General features: G+C 69.1%; 18 protein-coding genes. 7 read left to right on the forward strand and 11 right to left on the reverse strand.

Annotated features, from left to right (window positions below; translation table 11 throughout):
• Positions 1-52: 52 nt before the first annotated feature.
• Genes ACIRON_RS26745 through ACIRON_RS26755 form a run of 3 tightly spaced genes read left to right on the forward strand, consistent with a single transcriptional unit; the run spans position 53 to position 2,872 of the window.
• Complete coding sequence (locus ACIRON_RS26745; RefSeq protein ID WP_402997218.1) at positions 53-424, forward strand: hypothetical protein; 372 nt, start codon at positions 53-55, stop codon at positions 422-424.
• On the forward strand, positions 424-2,190 hold the full coding sequence (locus ACIRON_RS26750; RefSeq protein WP_402997221.1) for a M91 family zinc metallopeptidase: 1,767 nt from the start codon (positions 424-426) through the stop codon (positions 2,188-2,190). Before ACIRON_RS26745 ends, ACIRON_RS26750 begins: the two co-directional genes overlap by 1 nt.
• Positions 2,191-2,194: 4 nt before the next feature.
• Positions 2,195-2,872 carry a hypothetical protein gene (locus tag ACIRON_RS26755; RefSeq protein ID WP_402997224.1) on the forward strand — a complete coding sequence of 226 codons (678 nt, stop codon included), beginning with the start codon at positions 2,195-2,197 and terminating at the stop codon, positions 2,870-2,872.
• Here ACIRON_RS26755 and ACIRON_RS26760 read toward each other — a convergent pair.
• Positions 2,850-3,290 carry a TY-Chap domain-containing protein gene (locus ACIRON_RS26760; protein WP_402997226.1) on the reverse strand — a complete coding sequence of 147 codons (441 nt, stop codon included), beginning with the start codon at positions 3,288-3,290 and terminating at the stop codon, positions 2,850-2,852. The genes ACIRON_RS26755 and ACIRON_RS26760 overlap by 23 nt on opposite strands.
• Positions 3,291-3,425: 135 nt before the next feature.
• Between ACIRON_RS26760 and ACIRON_RS26765 the strand changes: the two genes are divergently transcribed.
• Entirely contained in the window at positions 3,426-4,202 is a 777-nt protein-coding gene (locus ACIRON_RS26765; protein WP_402997228.1) for an NPP1 family protein, read from the forward strand.
• Positions 4,203-4,229: 27 nt separating this feature from the next.
• On the opposite strand, the gene ACIRON_RS26770 is transcribed toward ACIRON_RS26765, so the two are convergent.
• From ACIRON_RS26770 to ACIRON_RS26795, 6 genes are all read right to left on the reverse strand, one after another.
• The gene (locus ACIRON_RS26770; RefSeq protein WP_402997231.1) at positions 4,230-4,973 is read right to left on the reverse strand and encodes an anti-sigma factor domain-containing protein; all 744 of its coding nucleotides are present in this window, start codon (positions 4,971-4,973) and stop codon (positions 4,230-4,232) included.
• Positions 4,970-5,569 (reverse strand): ECF RNA polymerase sigma factor SigK, encoded by a 600-nt coding sequence (sigK, locus tag ACIRON_RS26775; protein ID WP_402997233.1) that lies wholly within the window; start codon positions 5,567-5,569, stop codon positions 4,970-4,972. The genes ACIRON_RS26770 and sigK overlap by 4 nt, the downstream gene beginning before the upstream one ends.
• Before the next feature lie 37 nt (positions 5,570-5,606).
• Positions 5,607-6,248: a fasciclin domain-containing protein gene (locus tag ACIRON_RS26780; RefSeq protein ID WP_402997236.1), complete on the reverse strand. Its 642-nt coding sequence runs from the start codon at positions 6,246-6,248 to the stop codon at positions 5,607-5,609.
• Positions 6,249-6,326: 78 nt separating this feature from the next.
• Entirely contained in the window at positions 6,327-7,868 is a 1,542-nt protein-coding gene (locus tag ACIRON_RS26785) for a molybdopterin-dependent oxidoreductase (protein WP_402997238.1), read from the reverse strand.
• 58 nt (positions 7,869-7,926) lie between these two features.
• Positions 7,927-9,684, reverse strand: a complete 1,758-nt coding sequence (locus ACIRON_RS26790) for a DUF429 domain-containing protein (RefSeq protein WP_402997241.1) — start codon at positions 9,682-9,684, stop codon at positions 7,927-7,929.
• A 49-nt stretch (positions 9,685-9,733) separates the two neighbouring features.
• Positions 9,734-10,435, reverse strand: coding sequence for a class I SAM-dependent methyltransferase (locus ACIRON_RS26795; protein ID WP_402997244.1), 702 nt, complete (start codon positions 10,433-10,435; stop codon positions 9,734-9,736).
• 77 nt (positions 10,436-10,512) lie between these two features.
• Here ACIRON_RS26795 and ACIRON_RS26800 point away from each other — a divergent pair, with 77 nt between their 5' ends.
• Positions 10,513-11,409: an AraC family transcriptional regulator gene (locus ACIRON_RS26800; protein WP_402997247.1), complete on the forward strand. Its 897-nt coding sequence runs from the start codon at positions 10,513-10,515 to the stop codon at positions 11,407-11,409.
• A gap of 16 nt (positions 11,410-11,425) precedes the next feature.
• On the opposite strand, the gene ACIRON_RS26805 is transcribed toward ACIRON_RS26800, so the two are convergent.
• The 4 genes from ACIRON_RS26805 to ACIRON_RS26820 all read right to left on the reverse strand — a co-directional run bounded on the left by ACIRON_RS26805 (position 11,426) and on the right by ACIRON_RS26820 (position 14,727).
• Entirely contained in the window at positions 11,426-11,866 is a 441-nt protein-coding gene (locus ACIRON_RS26805) for an agglutinin cell wall attachment protein (protein WP_402997250.1), read from the reverse strand.
• 8 nt (positions 11,867-11,874) lie between these two features.
• Positions 11,875-12,258 (reverse strand): hypothetical protein, encoded by a 384-nt coding sequence (locus ACIRON_RS26810; protein ID WP_402997253.1) that lies wholly within the window; start codon positions 12,256-12,258, stop codon positions 11,875-11,877.
• 63 nt (positions 12,259-12,321) lie between these two features.
• Positions 12,322-13,281 (reverse strand): FAD-dependent oxidoreductase, encoded by a 960-nt coding sequence (locus ACIRON_RS26815; RefSeq protein WP_402997256.1) that lies wholly within the window; start codon positions 13,279-13,281, stop codon positions 12,322-12,324.
• A 30-nt stretch (positions 13,282-13,311) separates the two neighbouring features.
• Positions 13,312-14,727, reverse strand: a complete 1,416-nt coding sequence (locus ACIRON_RS26820; RefSeq protein ID WP_402997259.1) for a carph-isopro domain-containing protein — start codon at positions 14,725-14,727, stop codon at positions 13,312-13,314.
• Between the two features lie 380 nt (positions 14,728-15,107).
• Here ACIRON_RS26820 and ACIRON_RS26825 point away from each other — a divergent pair, with 380 nt between their 5' ends.
• Together ACIRON_RS26825 and ACIRON_RS26830 are read left to right on the forward strand one after the other, a co-directional pair.
• Positions 15,108-15,848: a TetR/AcrR family transcriptional regulator gene (locus ACIRON_RS26825; protein ID WP_402997261.1), complete on the forward strand. Its 741-nt coding sequence runs from the start codon at positions 15,108-15,110 to the stop codon at positions 15,846-15,848.
• 156 nt (positions 15,849-16,004) lie between these two features.
• The coding region (locus ACIRON_RS26830; protein ID WP_402997264.1) for a hypothetical protein at positions 16,005-16,516 on the forward strand (512 nt) is incomplete at its 3' end.

A 16,516-nucleotide genomic window follows, 5' to 3' on the forward strand; every position in this document is an offset into this window, starting at 1 on the left:
ATCGGGGAAGGACCTACACGGGACCACTTCTGGCTGAACTGGGGGACACCGTATGACCATCAGCATTCCCGAGTCGCTCACCACGCTCGCCGACGACCTGCGTACCGCAGCGGACACCGCACGAGACGGCTTCACCGACAACGTGGCGGAGCTGGACATCCCGGGCACCGCGGCCGGCAACTCCTCCGGCGGGCCCGGCCTGGTCGCCGCCCACGTGAGCGTCAGTGACGCCGCGAGCACCGCCGTCGGTCGGCTGGCCGGGGTGCTCGAGCAGGACATGGACGACATCTATGCCTGCGCGTTCCTGTTCGCGACCACGGACGAGGACGCGGCCGAGCGAATGCGCTCCGACATCCCTCGCATCGGCGGCATCTTCCCCTACAACCCGACCGTCGACTGGTCCGTCTACGACGGTGGCCGCTGATGAGCAGCCTGTGGGATCTGGACGAGGACGCAGGTCAGCTGGACCGCGCGTCGGGCCGTTGGGCATCGCTCGGCACCGCCGTCACCGACTCCAGCGACGCGGTCGACGCGGGTTCCCGCCGGGTCCGGGCCGCGGACTGGGAGGGGAAGACGGCCGACTCCTACGACCAGCACCGCAAGAAGATCATGACCGATCTCGACACCGCGGCAGGCCTGGCCGAGAAGGTCGCGAGCGTGCTGGCCCGCTCCGCGGGGTCCGTACGCATCGCCCAAGGTCGTCTCGACCAGTCCTGGGCGACGGTGGTCGGCGTGCCCCATTCCAGGGGAGTCGGTGGCGAGGTGATCTTCCGGCCGACGACGCCGGAGGAGTCCCAGCAGGTCGACGACGCGATCAGCGCGGCCAACGAGATCCGCAAGGGCCTCGACACCGAGCTCGCCACCGATCGCGACGCTCTCGACGCGGCGACCACCCGCTGGCAGGAGATCGCCCGGGTGTGGCAGGCCGTGGCGGAGGGCACCGACGATGGGTTCGAGCTGCCCGCGGGGGCGCAGGGGACCGGCATCATCACCTCCGGCGACCAGACCGTGATCAGCACGGGCGACGGTGACGACGAGGTGACCGTCTTCATCGACCCCAACACCGGCGAGCAGATCGTCGTCGTGAAGAACAGCAGCGGTGAGACCGTCTACCGCGTGCCTGCCGGCCAGGAGCTGATCGTGCGCGGAGGTGGCGGCAACGACCGCATCGGCGTGCCGAAGGGGGTCGACCTGGATGTCACCCTCATCGGTGGCGAGGGCAACGACGTGCTCCACGGCGGAGACGGTGACGACAGCGCCTACGGCCTCGGCGGTCACGACTACGTCGACGCCGGCGCGGGCTCCGACCGGGTCAGTGGTGGCGCGGACCGCGACTACATCGATGGCCAGACCGGCGACGACCGGCTCTACGGCGGTGAGGGCAACGACTCGGTCTACGGCCTCGACGGCAACGACGTCGTCGCAGGTGAGAACGGCAACGACTTCCTCGAGGGTGGTGGCGGCAACGACCGGATCATCGGCGGCGCCGGGACCGACACCCTCTCCGGTGGCTCCGGCGACGACCGGATCACCGGCGGCGGCGACGATGACGTGGCGTACGCCGGGACGGGCTCGGACACGATCGCCGGCGGCTCGGGCGATGACACCGCCTACGCCGAGAGCGGCGACACCGGCACCGGCACCGAGAAGACGGTGAAGGTCGAGATCGACGAGATCCCCGAGTTCATCAAGATCGAGGGAAGCCCGGAGTTCCAGGCTCGGGTGCGGGCCGATCTGGAGCTGCTGGCGGCCTCCCCGCGCGGGCAGCAGATGCTGGCCGACTTCCAGAGGACGTACGACGACTCCGGGTTCCTGGGCTTCAACAAGCAGGGCCTGACGATCGCGGAGTACGACGACAACAGCAACAGCACCGCCGAGCCCAGCGGCGAGCGGATCAACTACTCGCCCCGCATCGACTGGATCGAGGAGGGGCCGCCGGTGGTGGTGCTGTTCCACGAGATGGCCCACGCCTACGACTTCCGCCACGATCAGTTCGACCGCACGGAGTACTCCGGGGACGACACGGCCAACCACGGCGTCGAGCAGGGCGAGCGGGTGGCCGTGGGTCTCCCGGTCGACCATGACAACGACCCCAGCACCCCGGAGCGGATCGACCCGGACCACTCCTACGATCTGACGGAGAACGGACTACGTGAGGAGATGGGTGCGCCGAACAGGCCGCACTACTGAGCCGATGAGGAAGCTCCAGATGTGCTCGATGCTCGCCGCCCTCGTCGCCGCGCTGAGCGGTTGTGGGTCGGCCGTGCCCGACTTCGAGGACGGCGGCGAGCCGCCCGACCCGAGCCCGTCGGCGACCGCTCCGGCTGTCGACTTCTCCGCCGATGTCGCGACCACCAAGGACGCGGTCACGGTGACCTACACGGTCACCAACAACGAGTCGACGGACGTGTTCGTCGCCGACCGTACGCTGGTGCCGTCCGGGGCGGGGACGGAGCTGTCGACCGCCCCCTATGTCACGGCCGAGAACGGCGAGGACGGTCCGGTCCTGGTGCTGTCCCACCGGGCGTTCCCGTGGCCACCGGGCATCAACCTGGCCGTCGCGCCCACCGGTGGCGGTCAGCTGCTCGCCCCTGGCGAGACGGTGACGGTCGAGACCGGCGTCGCCCTCCCGGCGACCCGCAACCAGCCGTTCGGTGATGACCTGGGCCACGGGAAGATCACGTTGCCCGAGGACCCGGTGGCCGTACGTTTCTGCGTCGGCGTCATCGCCTCGCCGATCCCGCCCGCGCTGCAGACGCAGGACGCGGGAGAGGGGATGCTCACCTTCGCGCACGGCAACGCCGCGCACGAGGCACAGCACCTGTTCTGCAGCCGGACCGAGCCGCTGGCTACCGATTCCGCTCGAGGGTGAGGGTGTCGAAGTCGGCGCCGAGGATGCGGAAGGCGTCGACGAGGAGCCCGGCGACGAGCTCGGCCTCCGCCCGGGGCACGGTCCGCCAGTAGTGCGGCACCCCCGGCGCAGGGGCGATCGGGTCGGTCTCGTCAGGGGTCAACCAGCCGGCTGCGCGAAGCGCCTCGTGCTGCTCGGCGGGAGCCTCCCAGGAGCCACCGATGTGCTGCGTACCCGCGAACTCGGCGGAGAGCACCCCGTCCACGCACAGCACCTGACCCCAGCGCGACGGCGCGGCCGACCGTGACGACTTCGCCCTGAGCCGGGCCAGGAAGCCCGTCGGCTCCGGCGGCGACGGCTCACTGATGATCACGAACTCCTGCTGACCGAGGCCGGCGAGCTCGGAGGTGATCCGTTCCTGCCACTGCGTTGCGTCCACCGGTCCATCCAACCAGGGCCGACGAGCAGGGCCGGCGAGCGGCGTTACCGGTGCGTTCACACGCAAGGGGTTGTCACGCGATCGTGGCACTGGTTCCATCTGTGCACCCCCTTCCCCCACGACCAAGGGACCCACATGACTCTCGGGAAACGACTCACTCGCAAGCTCGCCCTCGCGCTTCCGCTCGCCGCACTTCTCTCCCTCGTCCCGGCGGCCGCCTGGGCCGCCCCGCCCCCGGCGCTGCCGGCCGCGGCCCCGGAGGGTGACCGCACCTGGCAGCCGGCCCTCGACTTCGACACCGACGGTTGTTACAGCACCCCGGCGATCGGCCCGGACGGCACGCTCAACGGCGGCCTGGCGATGGGCGGCACGGTCAACGGCCAGTGCCGCGACCTCTCCGACCTGCAGAGCACCAACGTCTACTCCCGCTCGAAGTGCAACAACGGCTGGTGTGCGTACCTCTACGGCTACTACTTCGAGAAGGACCAGGTCTCGTGGGGTCCGGGCTCGGCCGGCCACCGGCACGACTGGGAGCACATCATCGTCTGGGTGCAGGACGGTCACGCGCGCTACATGTCCGTCTCCCAGCACTCCGGCTACCAGATCAAGCCCGAGTCGGAGCTGCAGTTCGAGGGCGGTACGCACCCCAAGGCCGTCTATCACAAGGACGGCGGCAGCACCCACTGCTTCCGCTTCCCCAAGACCGGTGGCGGGGACGAGCCGCCCGAGAACCACGAGGGCGTCTGGCAGGTCAAGGGCCTGGTCGGCTGGGACAACTACCCGGCCGGCATCCGCGACCGCCTCGTCGCGGCCGACTTCGGCGCCGCCACCTTCAAGCTCACCGACGCGCGCTTCGGCAACGCACTGGCGACCGGGAAGCCGGCCGGGGTCTCCCTCGACCCCTACGCCTGAGCCGGCCGGGCTTCCCGTTCGCGCAGGTCAGGTGGCCTGCGCGAAGTCGAACAGCGCGATCGGGGCCGAGGTCGGTTCGTCGGAGCCTCCCTCGGGCTCGACGGTGATCCCGGCCGCACTCGCGTCCCCGGCGTCGCCCTCGAGGACGACGGTCTGGTCGCTGCCGGCGGGCATCACTCCGGCCGGGACCATCACGTCGTCGTGCTGGAGCCAGAGCTCGTAGACCTTGCCGGCCGGCGCTGCCGGCATGTCGGAGGTGACCAGCACCGCCCTGTTCTCCGAGACCGAGCGGACCACGCGTGCCCGGGCGTCGCCGGGCAGGTCGACGGCCACGGTCGTGGCGTCCTTCGCGTTCAGCACCCGCTCCGCGGTCGTCATGGTCTGGCTGGAGTCGTCGCGGATCAGCTCGACGGCGGCGACCGTGCCGGTGCCGACGACGGCCAGCACCGCGGCCGCGGCGGCGAACGTACGCCAACCGAACCGGCGGCTGGGCGACGCCTCTGACGGGACAGGGGTGTCCTCGCGGCTCGTCGTCTCGGGCGGGAGCGGCCGGATCTCCTTGATGCCGGCGAGCAGGCGGTCGCGCAGCTCCGGCGGAGGAGCGGTGTCGGTCAGGCCGCCGAGCATCCAGGTGGTGTCGCGCAGGCTGGCGACCTCGTCGCGGCAGTCGGCGCACACGGCGAGATGCTCCTCGAACCGGGCGCGCTCGATGTCGTCGAGAGCGTCGACGGCGTAGGCGCCGGAGAGGGCGTGAATGTCGTGCGCGGTCATCGGCTCACTCCCATCGCGTCGCGCAAGCGGATCAGTCCGTCCCGGATACGGGTCTTTGCAGTGCCTATCGGCAGGTCAAGCATGGCGGCGACCTCAGTGTGGGTGTAACCGCCGAAGTACGCCAGCTGTAGCGCCTCACGTTGAACCGCCGTCAGCGTCTCGAGGGCGGCATGGACGCGGTGAGCCTCCAAGGAGGTCTCCACGGCCTCGGCCGTCGTGTCATGGGGCGGGGTCTGGGTGGTGCCGTGGTAGGCCGTGTCGTTGCGGCCGGCGGACTCCGCGGATCGGACCCGGTCGACGGCACGACGATGGGCCAGCGTCAGCAGCCACGAATGGGCGCTGCCCAGGTTCTCGTCGTAGCGGCTGGCGGTACGCCACACCTGGAGGTACGCCTCCTGGGTGACCTCCTCCGCCTGAGCCGGGTCACGGACCACCCGCAGGACGAGTCCGTGCACGCGGGCGGCGGTCGCGTCGTAGAGGCTGGCGAAGGCGGCCTCGTCGCCTCGGGCGACGCGACGGAGGAGCTCGGCGAGCCCCGGGGACCCGGTCCCCTCCGGCGACGAGTCGCCGGAGGGGACTGAGCTGAGCGGTCTCATGTATCGATCCTCGCGGATATCCGGTCTGATGTCCCGATCAGGGCATCAGGACGGTGTCGACGACGTACACCGTGGCGTTGGCGGTCGGGATGTTGCCGCACAGAACCTTGGCGTTCTCCTTGCCGACGGTGAACTCCTCGCCCGAGCCCTCGACCGTGATCATGTCGCCGGCCAGGGTCTCGTGCTCACCGGCCACCTCGTCCGGGCCGAGCTGCCCGGCCACCACGTGGTGGGTGAGGACCTTGGTCAGCGTCTCCTTGTCGGCCAGGACGGCGTCCAGATCGGCCTTCGGGATCTTCGCGAACGCGTCGTCGGTCGGGGCGAAGACGGTCAGCGCGTCGGCGCTGTTGAGGGTGTCGACGAGCTCGGCCTGGCCGACGGCCGAGACCAGCGTCTTGAGCAGCGGGTTGGCGCTCGCCGCGGAGGCGACCGGTGCGGTCGACATGCCGTTGAACGAGCCGGCGCCGTCGGCGGGGATCAGCTTGCAGCCCTCACCGAAGGTCTGCGCACCGGCCTCCATGTCCTCCTCGGGAGCGGCCTCGGTCGACTCGGAGGTGCTGGACCCGCCTTCGCTGCCGGAAGCGGTGTCCTCGGAGCCACATGCCGAGAGACCGAGACCCAGCAGGAGCGCCATGGACGCGGCGACGCTGCCGGTGCGGGTGATCGTGTTGAGCTTCATTGGGAGAGCCTTTCGAGGGTTGGTCTCTTGCTGTCATGAGGGCTTCGGCACGGTGGCCGGTTCGGATTTCGTCTTTTTTCAATCGGTGACGGTGACGACGATTTCCTGGATGCCGCTGGACCCGTCGGGGAACGGGGTGGCCCGCTCCGCGCTCTGCACGTTGCCGTCGCGATCCACGACCCGGACGGCCAGCTGATGGCTGCCGGGCTGGGCGTCCCAGGGCAGGAACCACTGGCGCCAGTAGTCGATCCCGGCGTCCGGGCCGAGCTCGGCCGGCTGCCAACGGCCGCCGTCGATGCGTACGTCGACCGTGGCGACGCCGTGGTGCTGGGCCCAGGCGACGCCGCCGATCACGGTGCGGCCGGAGGGGATGTTGCTCAGCGGGCGGGGCGTGTCGATCCGGCTGGACAGCTTGATCGGGGCGTCGATGGCCCAGTCGCGGTCGGTCCAGTAGGCCGTCGCCTCGTCATAGCGGGTCAGGGTGAGCCTGGTGACCCACTTGGTGGCACCGACGTACCCGTAGAGGCCGGGCACCACCAGCCTCGCCGGGAAGCCGTGGGTGCGGGGGAGGACCTCGCCGTTCATGCCGAGGGCGATGATCGCGTTGCGACCGTCCATCGCGGCCTCGAGCGGGGTGCTGATCGTGAAGCCCTCGACGTCGGTCGAGAGGATCTGGTCGGCGTTCTTCCCGACTCCGGCCTCCTCGAGCAGCTCCTGAAGAGGTACGCCGGTCCAGCGCGCTGCGCCGACGAGCTTGCCGCCGACCTCGTTGGAGACGCAGGTCAGGGTGATGTCGTGCTCGACGTTCTCTCGCTCACGCAGGTCGTCGTAGCTGAAGGTGAGCTCGCGTTCGACGTCGCCGTCGATGGTCAGCGACCAGCTGTTCTGGTCGACGATCGGGACGGTCAGCTTGGTGTCGACCCGGTAGAAGTCGCGGTTGCGGGTGACGAACCGGGAGATCCCCTGGTGCGTCTCCTCCAGCCCTGCCGGGAGCGCCGGCAACGGGTCGCGGACCCGCGGCAGCATGATGTCGGCGAGCGCCGTACGCCCGCGCACGATCAGCTGCCCGCCGGTCGCGGCCGCGGCGGAGAGCAGGGCGAGGGCTCCGAACCCGATCAGGACGCTCCGGCGGGTGGCCACTCCCTCGCTCGGGACGTCCTGCCGGTGGCTCGGTGGTCGCGCAGCGGTCAGAGCGCGCGTCAGCAGGACCAGCACGGTGGGTCCGAGGAGGAGCGCCACCACGGTGGGGATCAGATCGGTGATCTCGAAGAGCGGTCGGCGGACCACGGCGGCTCCGGCGAGCAGGACCAGGCCTGCCATCAGCCCGACGCCGAGTCTCAGGCGTCTGCGGGCCACGACGCCGATCACGGCGGCGAACCCGATCGTGACCAGCAGCACGCTGCCGATCAGGATCGGCTTGTCCGCGGTGCCGAGCTCGCGTACCGCCCACTCCTTGACCGGTGTGGGCGTGGCGTCGATGACCGCCGTGCTGACCGCGAGCGTGGGGGACGAGGCCGGGGTGAGCAGCGCGGCCGTCAGGTGCGCGGCCGACATTCCGGCCACTCCGGCGAGCACGCCCGCGGCGGCATGGGCAAGGGTGTGGCGATCCAGGTGTCTCATAGCGGGAGTTCGCGCCCGCCCCCGGATCGGATTTCAGCCGGTGTCCCGAACGACCGGCTCAGTCGGAGTCGCGCATCTTGGCGAGTCTGGCCCGCAGGCCGGGCTCCCGATGCGCATTGGCACGCAGCCCGACGTAGGCGTCGCCGTAGACCCAGAGCAGTGCGTCATCGAGCCGCCGCACGGCGCCCGGCGGATAGCGGTAGTCCATCCGCGCCATCAGGGTGTCCTCGTCGACCGAGCGCAACGCGTCGCCGAGCTCGGTCAGCGAGGTGATGCCGAGCTCGAGGATGACGCCGGAGATCCATCCGTAGTGGTCGGTGCGCGACCAGCCGGCGTCGGCGTACTGCCCGGCCAGGAACGCCGCCAGCTCACGGGGGCTGATCCGCGGGTCGTCGTCGACGGCCTCGGTGCTGGCGCTGGTCACGCCCTGCCGGAGCCGATCCCTGATCGTGGAGAACTCGCGGTCGGCGAGCTCGAGCAGCCCGGCGGCGAGCGTGAACCGGCGGTCGAAGTCGGGCACGTGCTCGCTGGGGATGGTGCCCTTGTAGCGGATGTCGTGCTCGAACTCGGCCCAGGCGTGCTGCAGCACGGTGCGGATCTGGATCTGCGCCTGGCGGCCCCGCAACAGCTCGTACGCCGCCTGGCCCTCGCGCGCGGGGTCGAGGCTGACCAGCAGGTGGCGGCTGGCGTACCCGAACCGGCCCTCGCTCGCGGTCTCCTCACCCATGTCGCGGTCGTCGAGGACCACCACCTGGTCGTCGAGGAGGTCGGCGACGGCCTGGACGTCGCTGTGGACGTAGGTGATCACCCGCAGCCCGATCTGGTCGGTGATCTCGCGGAGCGGGTCGGTGAAGACCTGCCGTCCGTCGACGGTCCGAGCCGCCTTGGCCGCGAATGACGCGACCGACTTCGCGCGACAGCTCACGGTCAGATAGTTGATGCCCGCGTCGTCGAGGATCGAGGTCACCAGCTGTACGTACTGGTCGGCTGCCTCTTGCAGCGTCGGCTGGATCGCGGCGTACTCGCGGACCGCGGACGCGGTGTCATGGATCTTCGCCCCGCCTCGGCCGCGGGGTGTCGGGCGGAGGTCGTCGGGCAGCGTCGGCGTGACGATGTAGCCGGTCGCGAAGTCTCCGTACGTGGTGGTCCGCTCCGGTGCTCGGGTCGCGAACAGGCCGATGTAGGCGCACAGCACGGCGTCGACCTGGTCCTCGACCGCGCGCAGCTCGCTCTTGCGTACGGCGTTCTCGGCGGCGTGACGGAGGGCGAGCCAGGACGGCTCGTCGAGCAGCAGCGCCGGGTCGGCGGTGGTGAGCCCCTCGAGCAGGCCGAGCAGCACGACCAGCTCGGCGCGGAGCTGGTCGATGTCACGCCCCGACTTGTGCTTGTACTTCAGCGTCCGGCCGAGGCGGAAGAGGGCGACCGTCGCGGGGTGCGGATAGACCTCGATCGCCCGCCGCCGGCGGCCCGACCGGGGGTTCATGTCGAGCCCGAGCCGGGCCGCGATCCGGGCGCCTCGAGGCTGCTCGCTGAACTCCGGCTTGCTGGTGTTGGTGGGGTGCGCGCCCGCGTCGAAGCGAGCGAAGTCCTTGTTGAGCGCAGCTTCGGCCGGCCGGTTCCCGGTGGGGTTGGTGACGATCAGGGGAGCATCGATCGCGACCAGGCAGTCGTCGGCGACGTACGGCTCCAGGGCGGCGACGATCTCGTCGTCGGTCTTGGCGGCCGAGACGTGGACGAGGCGGCCCGTCTCGTCCAGGACGGCCAGGCCGGTGGGCCTGCGCACACCCCAGGCGAGGTCGACTCCAATGAAGTACATGGGGTCAGACTGCCCGGTCCGGGAGGCGCAGGACCAACCCCCGTGGTCGTCAGCGAGTCGCCTGCACGATCGTGATCGGCCCGAACTTGTGCTCGATGTGCTCGATCTCCCGGGCGTCGGTGAACCCGGCGTCGGTCAGCAGGGTGACGATCGCGTTGTCGAGGTTGCGCTCGGTGTAGGCGTTCATCTGGTTGTGCCGGTGGCCCTCATGGCCGTTTCCGTGGCCGTGGTTGTGCCCGCCGGCTCCGTGGTCGGGGGCGCCGAAGTCGACGATGGTCACCCGCCCGCCGGGCCGGAGGATCCGATGGGCCTCCCGCCCGAACCCGGCCCGTCCGGCGTCGTCGACGTGGTGCAGCGCGAGCGAGGAGACGACGTGGTCGACGCTGCCGTCCTCGGGCAGCAACCGGTCGGCGTACCCCTGCACCAGCGAGAGACGTACGCCCCGCCGACCCGCCTTCCGGGCGGCGATCCGCAGCGCGCCGGCGTCGGGATCGTGCCCGGTGACGACGGCCCCCGGGACGGCGCGGAGCACCGAGAAGGAGAGGTTGGCGGTGCCGCAGCCGACGTCGAGCACGCTCTGGCCGGGCTGGATGCCGGCGAGCTCGACGGTCCGGTCGTGGAGCGGGCGCACGCGGGCGAACCGGGTGAAGAGGTCGTAGAGGGGGAGGAGCCAGGTGCGGCCCATGCCCGGGAGGAAGTCGCGGCCCTGATCGCCCTCGGCGCGGCCGTCGATGATCTGTATCGTGGTCATAGTTCTACGATGGGACATTCTGCGGATATGCGGTGGGAGGGAAGTCGGTAGCCATGGGACGTTCTTCGGATTCCGTCTTGGCCGGTGGCCGCCCGGTGCGTACGGTGCGTGCCGACGGCACCCCGGTCTACGGCTGGGACCAGAGCCCCGGCATGCCGGCCGTCAGGGTCGTACCCCTCGATCCCGACTGCGACGGCGAGCACCTCCCTCCCGACAACCGGCACGCCCACGACTTCTGGGTGCTGGCCTACGTCGAGCGCGGCGGAGGAGCGGTCGGACTCGACGGCAAGCAGGTGGCGCTGCGTGACGGCGAGGTCCACGCGGTGGCCCCCGGCGAGGTCGTCGCCGCCGAGTCGCTCGCCGAGCTCACCCACGCGCGCGCCTGGTCGGTGGCGTTCACTCCCGACGCCATCCCGTCGCTGGCCTCCATCTCCCCGCTCACCTGGGCCCACCACCCCCTCCTGGCCCTCTTCGCCGCCGACGGCCGCCGCGCGCTCGTGCCGGAGGCCGAGCGCCCCCGCTGGCAGGCGTGGATCACCGAGCTCGCCGACGAGCTGCGGCACCCCGACCGCCTCGGCGCCCACGACGCCGTCACCGCGATCCTGACGAACCTCCTCGTGGCCGCGGCGCGGTTGGCTCCGAGCGCCCCCATCGCCCCCGACCCGCTGGTCACCCGCGTCTTCGACGAGATCGAGAGGACGTACGCCACCCGCGTCTCCGCCGGCGACCTCGCCCGCTCCCTGGGCTACACCCCCGGCCACCTCACCACCGTCGTCCGCCAACGCACCGGCCGAACCCTCCTCGACTGGCTCACCGAGCGCCGCCTCACCGAAGCCCGCCGCCTCCTCCGCGAAACCGACCTCCCCCTGTCGGTCATCTCCACCCGCACCGGCCTCACCGACCCCGGCTACCTCGTCCGCCGCTTCAAGGCCCGCTACGGCACCACCCCCGACCGCTGGCGCCGGGAGGCGTGAGGGTTGCTATCCAGCCCTACTTGGCACGTGCGCGGGCCTCGGCCAGTCGGGCCTTGAGCCAGTCAGGGATAGCGTCATCACGTCGCGGAAACTTGTCGAGGTCAAGCCCGTACAGACCTGGATCGATGTCGCGCTGCCATGACGGCTCGTTGTCATAGTTGAAGTCGACATCCGCCCTGCGCTGTCCGGCCTGGTTGGTCACAGTCCATTCGAGCGAGAGCCAGGTGCCAGCGCCCGGCCGGTACATGACTTGGCGTAGCTCCTTGAACAGCTTGGATGCGTGTCGTGGCCCCAGGGTTCCGGTCGTGGAGCCGTCTGGGCGGGTGACCTGCATGGTCTCCTCTGCGAACATCGACAGCGCGCGACGATTGAGGACGAGCTTCGTCCAGTCTCCTGTGACCCTTTCCGGGAGAATCGCGGAGATCTCCTCGATCAGCTCGCCCTGCCTGTCCTGCATAGAGTCCGTCACTCCGGGGGCTCCGCGTTCCATGCGGCGTCGATGTCCTCAGGGGTCATACCTGGACGCAGATAGGCGGCGACGGAAGCATCTTTGTTGAGGAGTACGACGCGGCCCGCGGTTGTCTCCGTCGCCAGCATGCTCGCCCAAGCTGCGAACTCGAGTTGCTGGTTGTGGTTGCCGTCGGTGGACAACATGCCATCGCCGAGGTCGAAGATCTGGAAGCGCTCGCTGCCGCTGGTGATGTGTAGCGTCAACTCGCCGTCGAGGTCGATGACTTCGACGTTCGGCCACTGATGGCGAGCGGCTGCCACGAGCGTGTCGCGAGAGGTCCGGAGCACGCCGTCGGGTGAGTAGACGATTGCGCCGTCAGTCATCATCGAGATTTCCATTCCTTATGGGTGGGTGGTCAGGCTGTGGCGACATCCGTGGCGGCGCGCGGTCGCTCGGGTGCGTTAGCCGCTCGCCGAACTCCCCAGAAGTTGCTGAACTTGCTCGGCGCATCCCCAGGAAAGGGTCACGCCGGCGCCCCCATGGCCGTAGTTGTGGATGACCATTGTGCCGGTCATCTGCTCAGCTTCGACCCGCACCTGGGAGCGCGTGGGACGCAAGCCGATCCGATGCTCGATGACGGGGGCTGATGCTAGGCGTGGTTCTACGGCGATGCAGCGTTGGAGGATCCGATCGGCGGCCACGGGGTCTGAAGTTGTGTCAGAGGAGCCGTCGATCGCAGTTCCCCCCAGAACTATGACCTCACCCTGGGGGTAGATGCAGAGAAGGTCGCTCGACATCCCCGTGTCCTCTGAGAAGAACTCGGTCAGGCCGGGGTTGGCCACGATCACGTGCTGTCCGCGAATCGGGCGGAGGTCGGTGTCGTCAGCCAGCACGGCGGCTCCCATGCCGGAGCAATTGACGATCACGTCGGCGTCGGTGAGCGACGTCAGCGTTGACACATGCTGGTCATCGACGACAACCCCGGCAGTTCCGGCGCGTTCAAGGAGGTAGCGGAGGTACGTCGGCATATCGATGAGCGGCACGCTGAACCGATAGCCGGATCGGAATCCGTCGGGAAGCTTGTCAGCGCCGACAGGCTCGAAGCCCGGCAGGGCACGCGCCCAGGCGGGTGCCGCCTCGTAGTGTCGCGTTGCCTCGATGCCGCTGCTCACTCGGACGCCGGTCGCTGCGTCCGATGCCAGATCGCAGAAGACCTCAAGCGAGCGTTGGCTCCATGCATCCACCATTGCCTTTGGCTCGACGAGGTACGGCCCCCACATCGCCCCTGCGGCCAAAGATGTGCCCCCGGGAATCTCGTCAGCCACCACTCGGACCGAATGGCCAGCCTCGGCCAGGACCACAGCTGTGGTCAGCCCCGTCACCCCGGCTCCGATGATGGTCACGCGTTCGTCAGGATGCATGGCCCCAACGTAGCCACTCGCCCGACACGCTCACGTCGAAATGGAGAGCGCCGAGTCCAGCTTCGGCAGGAACGTGGCGACGTGCGGGTTGCGTTGGCGTCTGCGTAGATCGCGGGAGAGCTCCTTGAGGACCGAGACGCTTCGAGGCGAGCGCACCGACGCGAGGCGAGAGGCCGCCAGTTCCCCGATGGCGCATGCTTGTTCCAGTTCGCCGCGCGTGCTGTGGCCCAGGGCCAGCCACGCACCTTCGAACAAGGCGCGCCTATCGCTGGCGCCGCCGAGCTGGGCGGCGTGCTCACCGCTCGCCAACAGGCTCGCGCCGTCGCCAAGCAGTCGTTTGGACGAGGTCGTCCCGTTCGAGGAGGTCAAGCGCCCCAACTGGATCATGGCGTAGCCGGCCTGGCATTCGAGGTGGTTCTCGGTGAGGAAGTACATCCACCGGGGTGCATCGGAACTGTTGGCGAGGGTGATCGTCTCGCGGGCCTCGTCCGCTGTTCGACGGAAGGAGTCTTCTTCGCCGCCGGATGCGTACGCGTAGGCCAGTCGTGACAGCACGGATGCCTTGACCGCTGCGGGAGCGTGCTGTGCGGAGCGTTGGGCGGCTTCGCCCAGTGGGATCGCATCCGTGGCGTGCTCGCGGGAGGCGGCTTGGAAGGCGAGGTCCGCAAGGATGTGGGCGCACAATGGCCGGTCATCGACTTGGTGGGCGGCACGTAGCGCCGTGACGAAGTAGCGTTGGGCAAGGCCATGCTCGGCGGCGTCGAATGCCATCCAGCCGGCGAGCTGCCCGAGCTCAGCGAGGGCTTGGAGGAGGCGTTTGTGCGAAGGCGCCGAGTGTCCACCCCCACTCAGGAGCAGGCCGATCGCGCGGAACTGTGCGCTCACGTAGGACAGGTGGTGGCCGCCACCGTGCATGTCGTCGAGAGCCTGCAACAAGGGGAGGTTCTGCTCGACCTGGTCGACGAGCGGGTCGATCAGCCTGGTCGACGAGGTCGCGACCATCGTCCCCAGGCCGGCAGTGCCGTCCAGATAGTTCGCGACGATCGCGGTGAGGCCCGCGCCCGAGATCGCTAAGAACCGCCTGCGGTCGAGAAGCCCGCCGCGGACCCAGTCGTCCACGATCTCCTCCAGATCCGGCATGGTCCATGGTCGGTCGAGGCCGCAGCCCGCCGCAAGCAAGGGAGCCCCATCGCCTGCTTTGCCCTGCCAGAGCTCAGCGGCCGACACCACTCGGCCAAGCTCTTGGGACAGCAGATGCGACGTCAGTGCTGGCAACGGTGCACGTGGAACCATGCCCTTGTCGCGCCAGTGGTAGGGCGCGGACGCGGCGGTCGTGCCCGTTCCAAACTCGCGGTTGAGTCGCCGTGCGAGCATCTTCGGGCTCCACCCGAGCTCGTTCAGGGCAGCCGCCAGGTCAGCATTCGGCTGCCCAGGCTGGAGCTCCATCCCGTGTCCCCCAACTGTGTGACGTCGTTGCGGAACATTATGATCCCTGCCGCGCGGGGTCAGCGGATGTGACGATGAGAAGTTGACCGAGTTGACCCGTTGATCATCTGGCCCCCCTGGCGTGTCCCGCGGTGTGCTGGTCGGGTGTCTCCAGGACCCCAGCAACTGCCGAAATCTACGCAGATGACGCAGACGTCACCGTTCACCACGTCGAGCCCGTTTACTACGAGCGCGGTCTTGTGTGGCCAGTGGATCCCGCACCGACTTCCGCGGTTGCCGCACGCTCATACGTGCGATCGGCCGCATGATCATGGCGAGGCCGAGCGCCATCACTGCTCGCTGTGTGGGTGTTTCTGGTCGCGGCCGGTGGGTGAAAGGTCGTGAGTACGGCTGCGGCTGCTCTGGACGGCGGTCGTGCTCGCCCGGGTCGGCCGCGGCATGTTTCGGTGGCGGTGCCGCCGGGTGTGTCGCCGCGTGATCAGATCTTGCAGGCTTGCGCGAAATTGTTCACGTCGAAGGGGTTTGCTGCGACCTCGACTCGCGAGATCGCTGAGGCAGTCGGTATCCGACAGGCCTCGCTCTACTATCACTTCGCGGGCAAGGACGAGATCCTTGCCGATCTGCTGGGGGCCACGGTCCGCCCGAGCCAGGACAAGGTTGCCCAGATCGAGGCCGAGGTGTCGCCAACGTGCCCCGAGGCAGCGCTGTTCGTGCTCGCTCTCGTTGATATTCAGACGTTGGCCGATGCGCCGCACAACGTGGGCATGCTCGCGCGGCTTCCTGATGTGGTCTCGGCGGGCAAAGGCGAGGTCTATGCCGGCTTCCGCGATGAGCTCCGTGAACTGACTTCCTCTTACGAGGCATTCGGGGCTCGCCTCGCGGAGCAGTGTGGCCTCGGCGACGCGGATGAGGAACTGGGTGCGATGCTGATCCAACAGGTCGAGGGCGTCATCGTGCTCCGCGCCGACGGCGTCACCGTCGACAAGGCGCGCGCCAACAAGATCGCTGCTGGATGTCTGCGGCTGTGTGGTTGTGGCCAAGACCAGATCAGCCAGGCACGTCATTTCGCTGAGGACTTTGTCTCCCGGCACCTCCGATCCGGCCAATTAGAGTCCAGGTAACTCACGTCGCTGCATGGGACAGAAGGGCTGTGTAGCAGAGCCGATTGTGGTGTGATCTGGTGCAGTGCCACGGTCGGGGGTGGTCGGATAGTGGGACTCGGGAAAGTATTCGGGACATCGGGACGGTCCCGCTCGTGGGTGCGCATATCGGTGCTCGTGGGTGCGCTCATCGTCTGCCTGTTTTCGGTTGCTGGTCCGGCGGCTGCGGGGCCGAGGGGGATCGATATCCCGATCCCGTTCGATCCGACGGGTGGGCTCTCGGGTGTGAGCGATGCGTGCAACAACCTGGATGCGCCGATGCCGGCTTCTCCGTACGGGGATGGCAGCTTCATTGTGCGGATGACGGCGTTGGGGGCGGCGTCGAAGGCGGGCACGGAGCTGAACGACCCGGAGGAGGTCAACGACGAGCTGGATCCGTTCCGTAACAAGGACGAGGTCTCGTTGGAGTCGGCCTATGGCACGACGCCGCAGTGGTGGACCTATGACAACGGGTGCACGGGGCAGTTCGTGGCGGGGGCGGGGACCTCGATCGGCAACATCATGTTGGAGATCTCGGGGATCCTGCCGAACTGGTCGCATGCGTTGTTGAACGCGGTGATCGGGGAGAACTCGTTCCTGAAGGCGTTGGACGACCCGATCGTGGCGGCCTCGGAGGCGGTCACGAACGG

The sequence above is a fragment of the Nocardioides sp. NPDC101246 genome (assembly GCF_044767415.1).
Lineage (GTDB): Bacteria > Actinomycetota > Actinomycetes > Propionibacteriales > Nocardioidaceae > Nocardioides.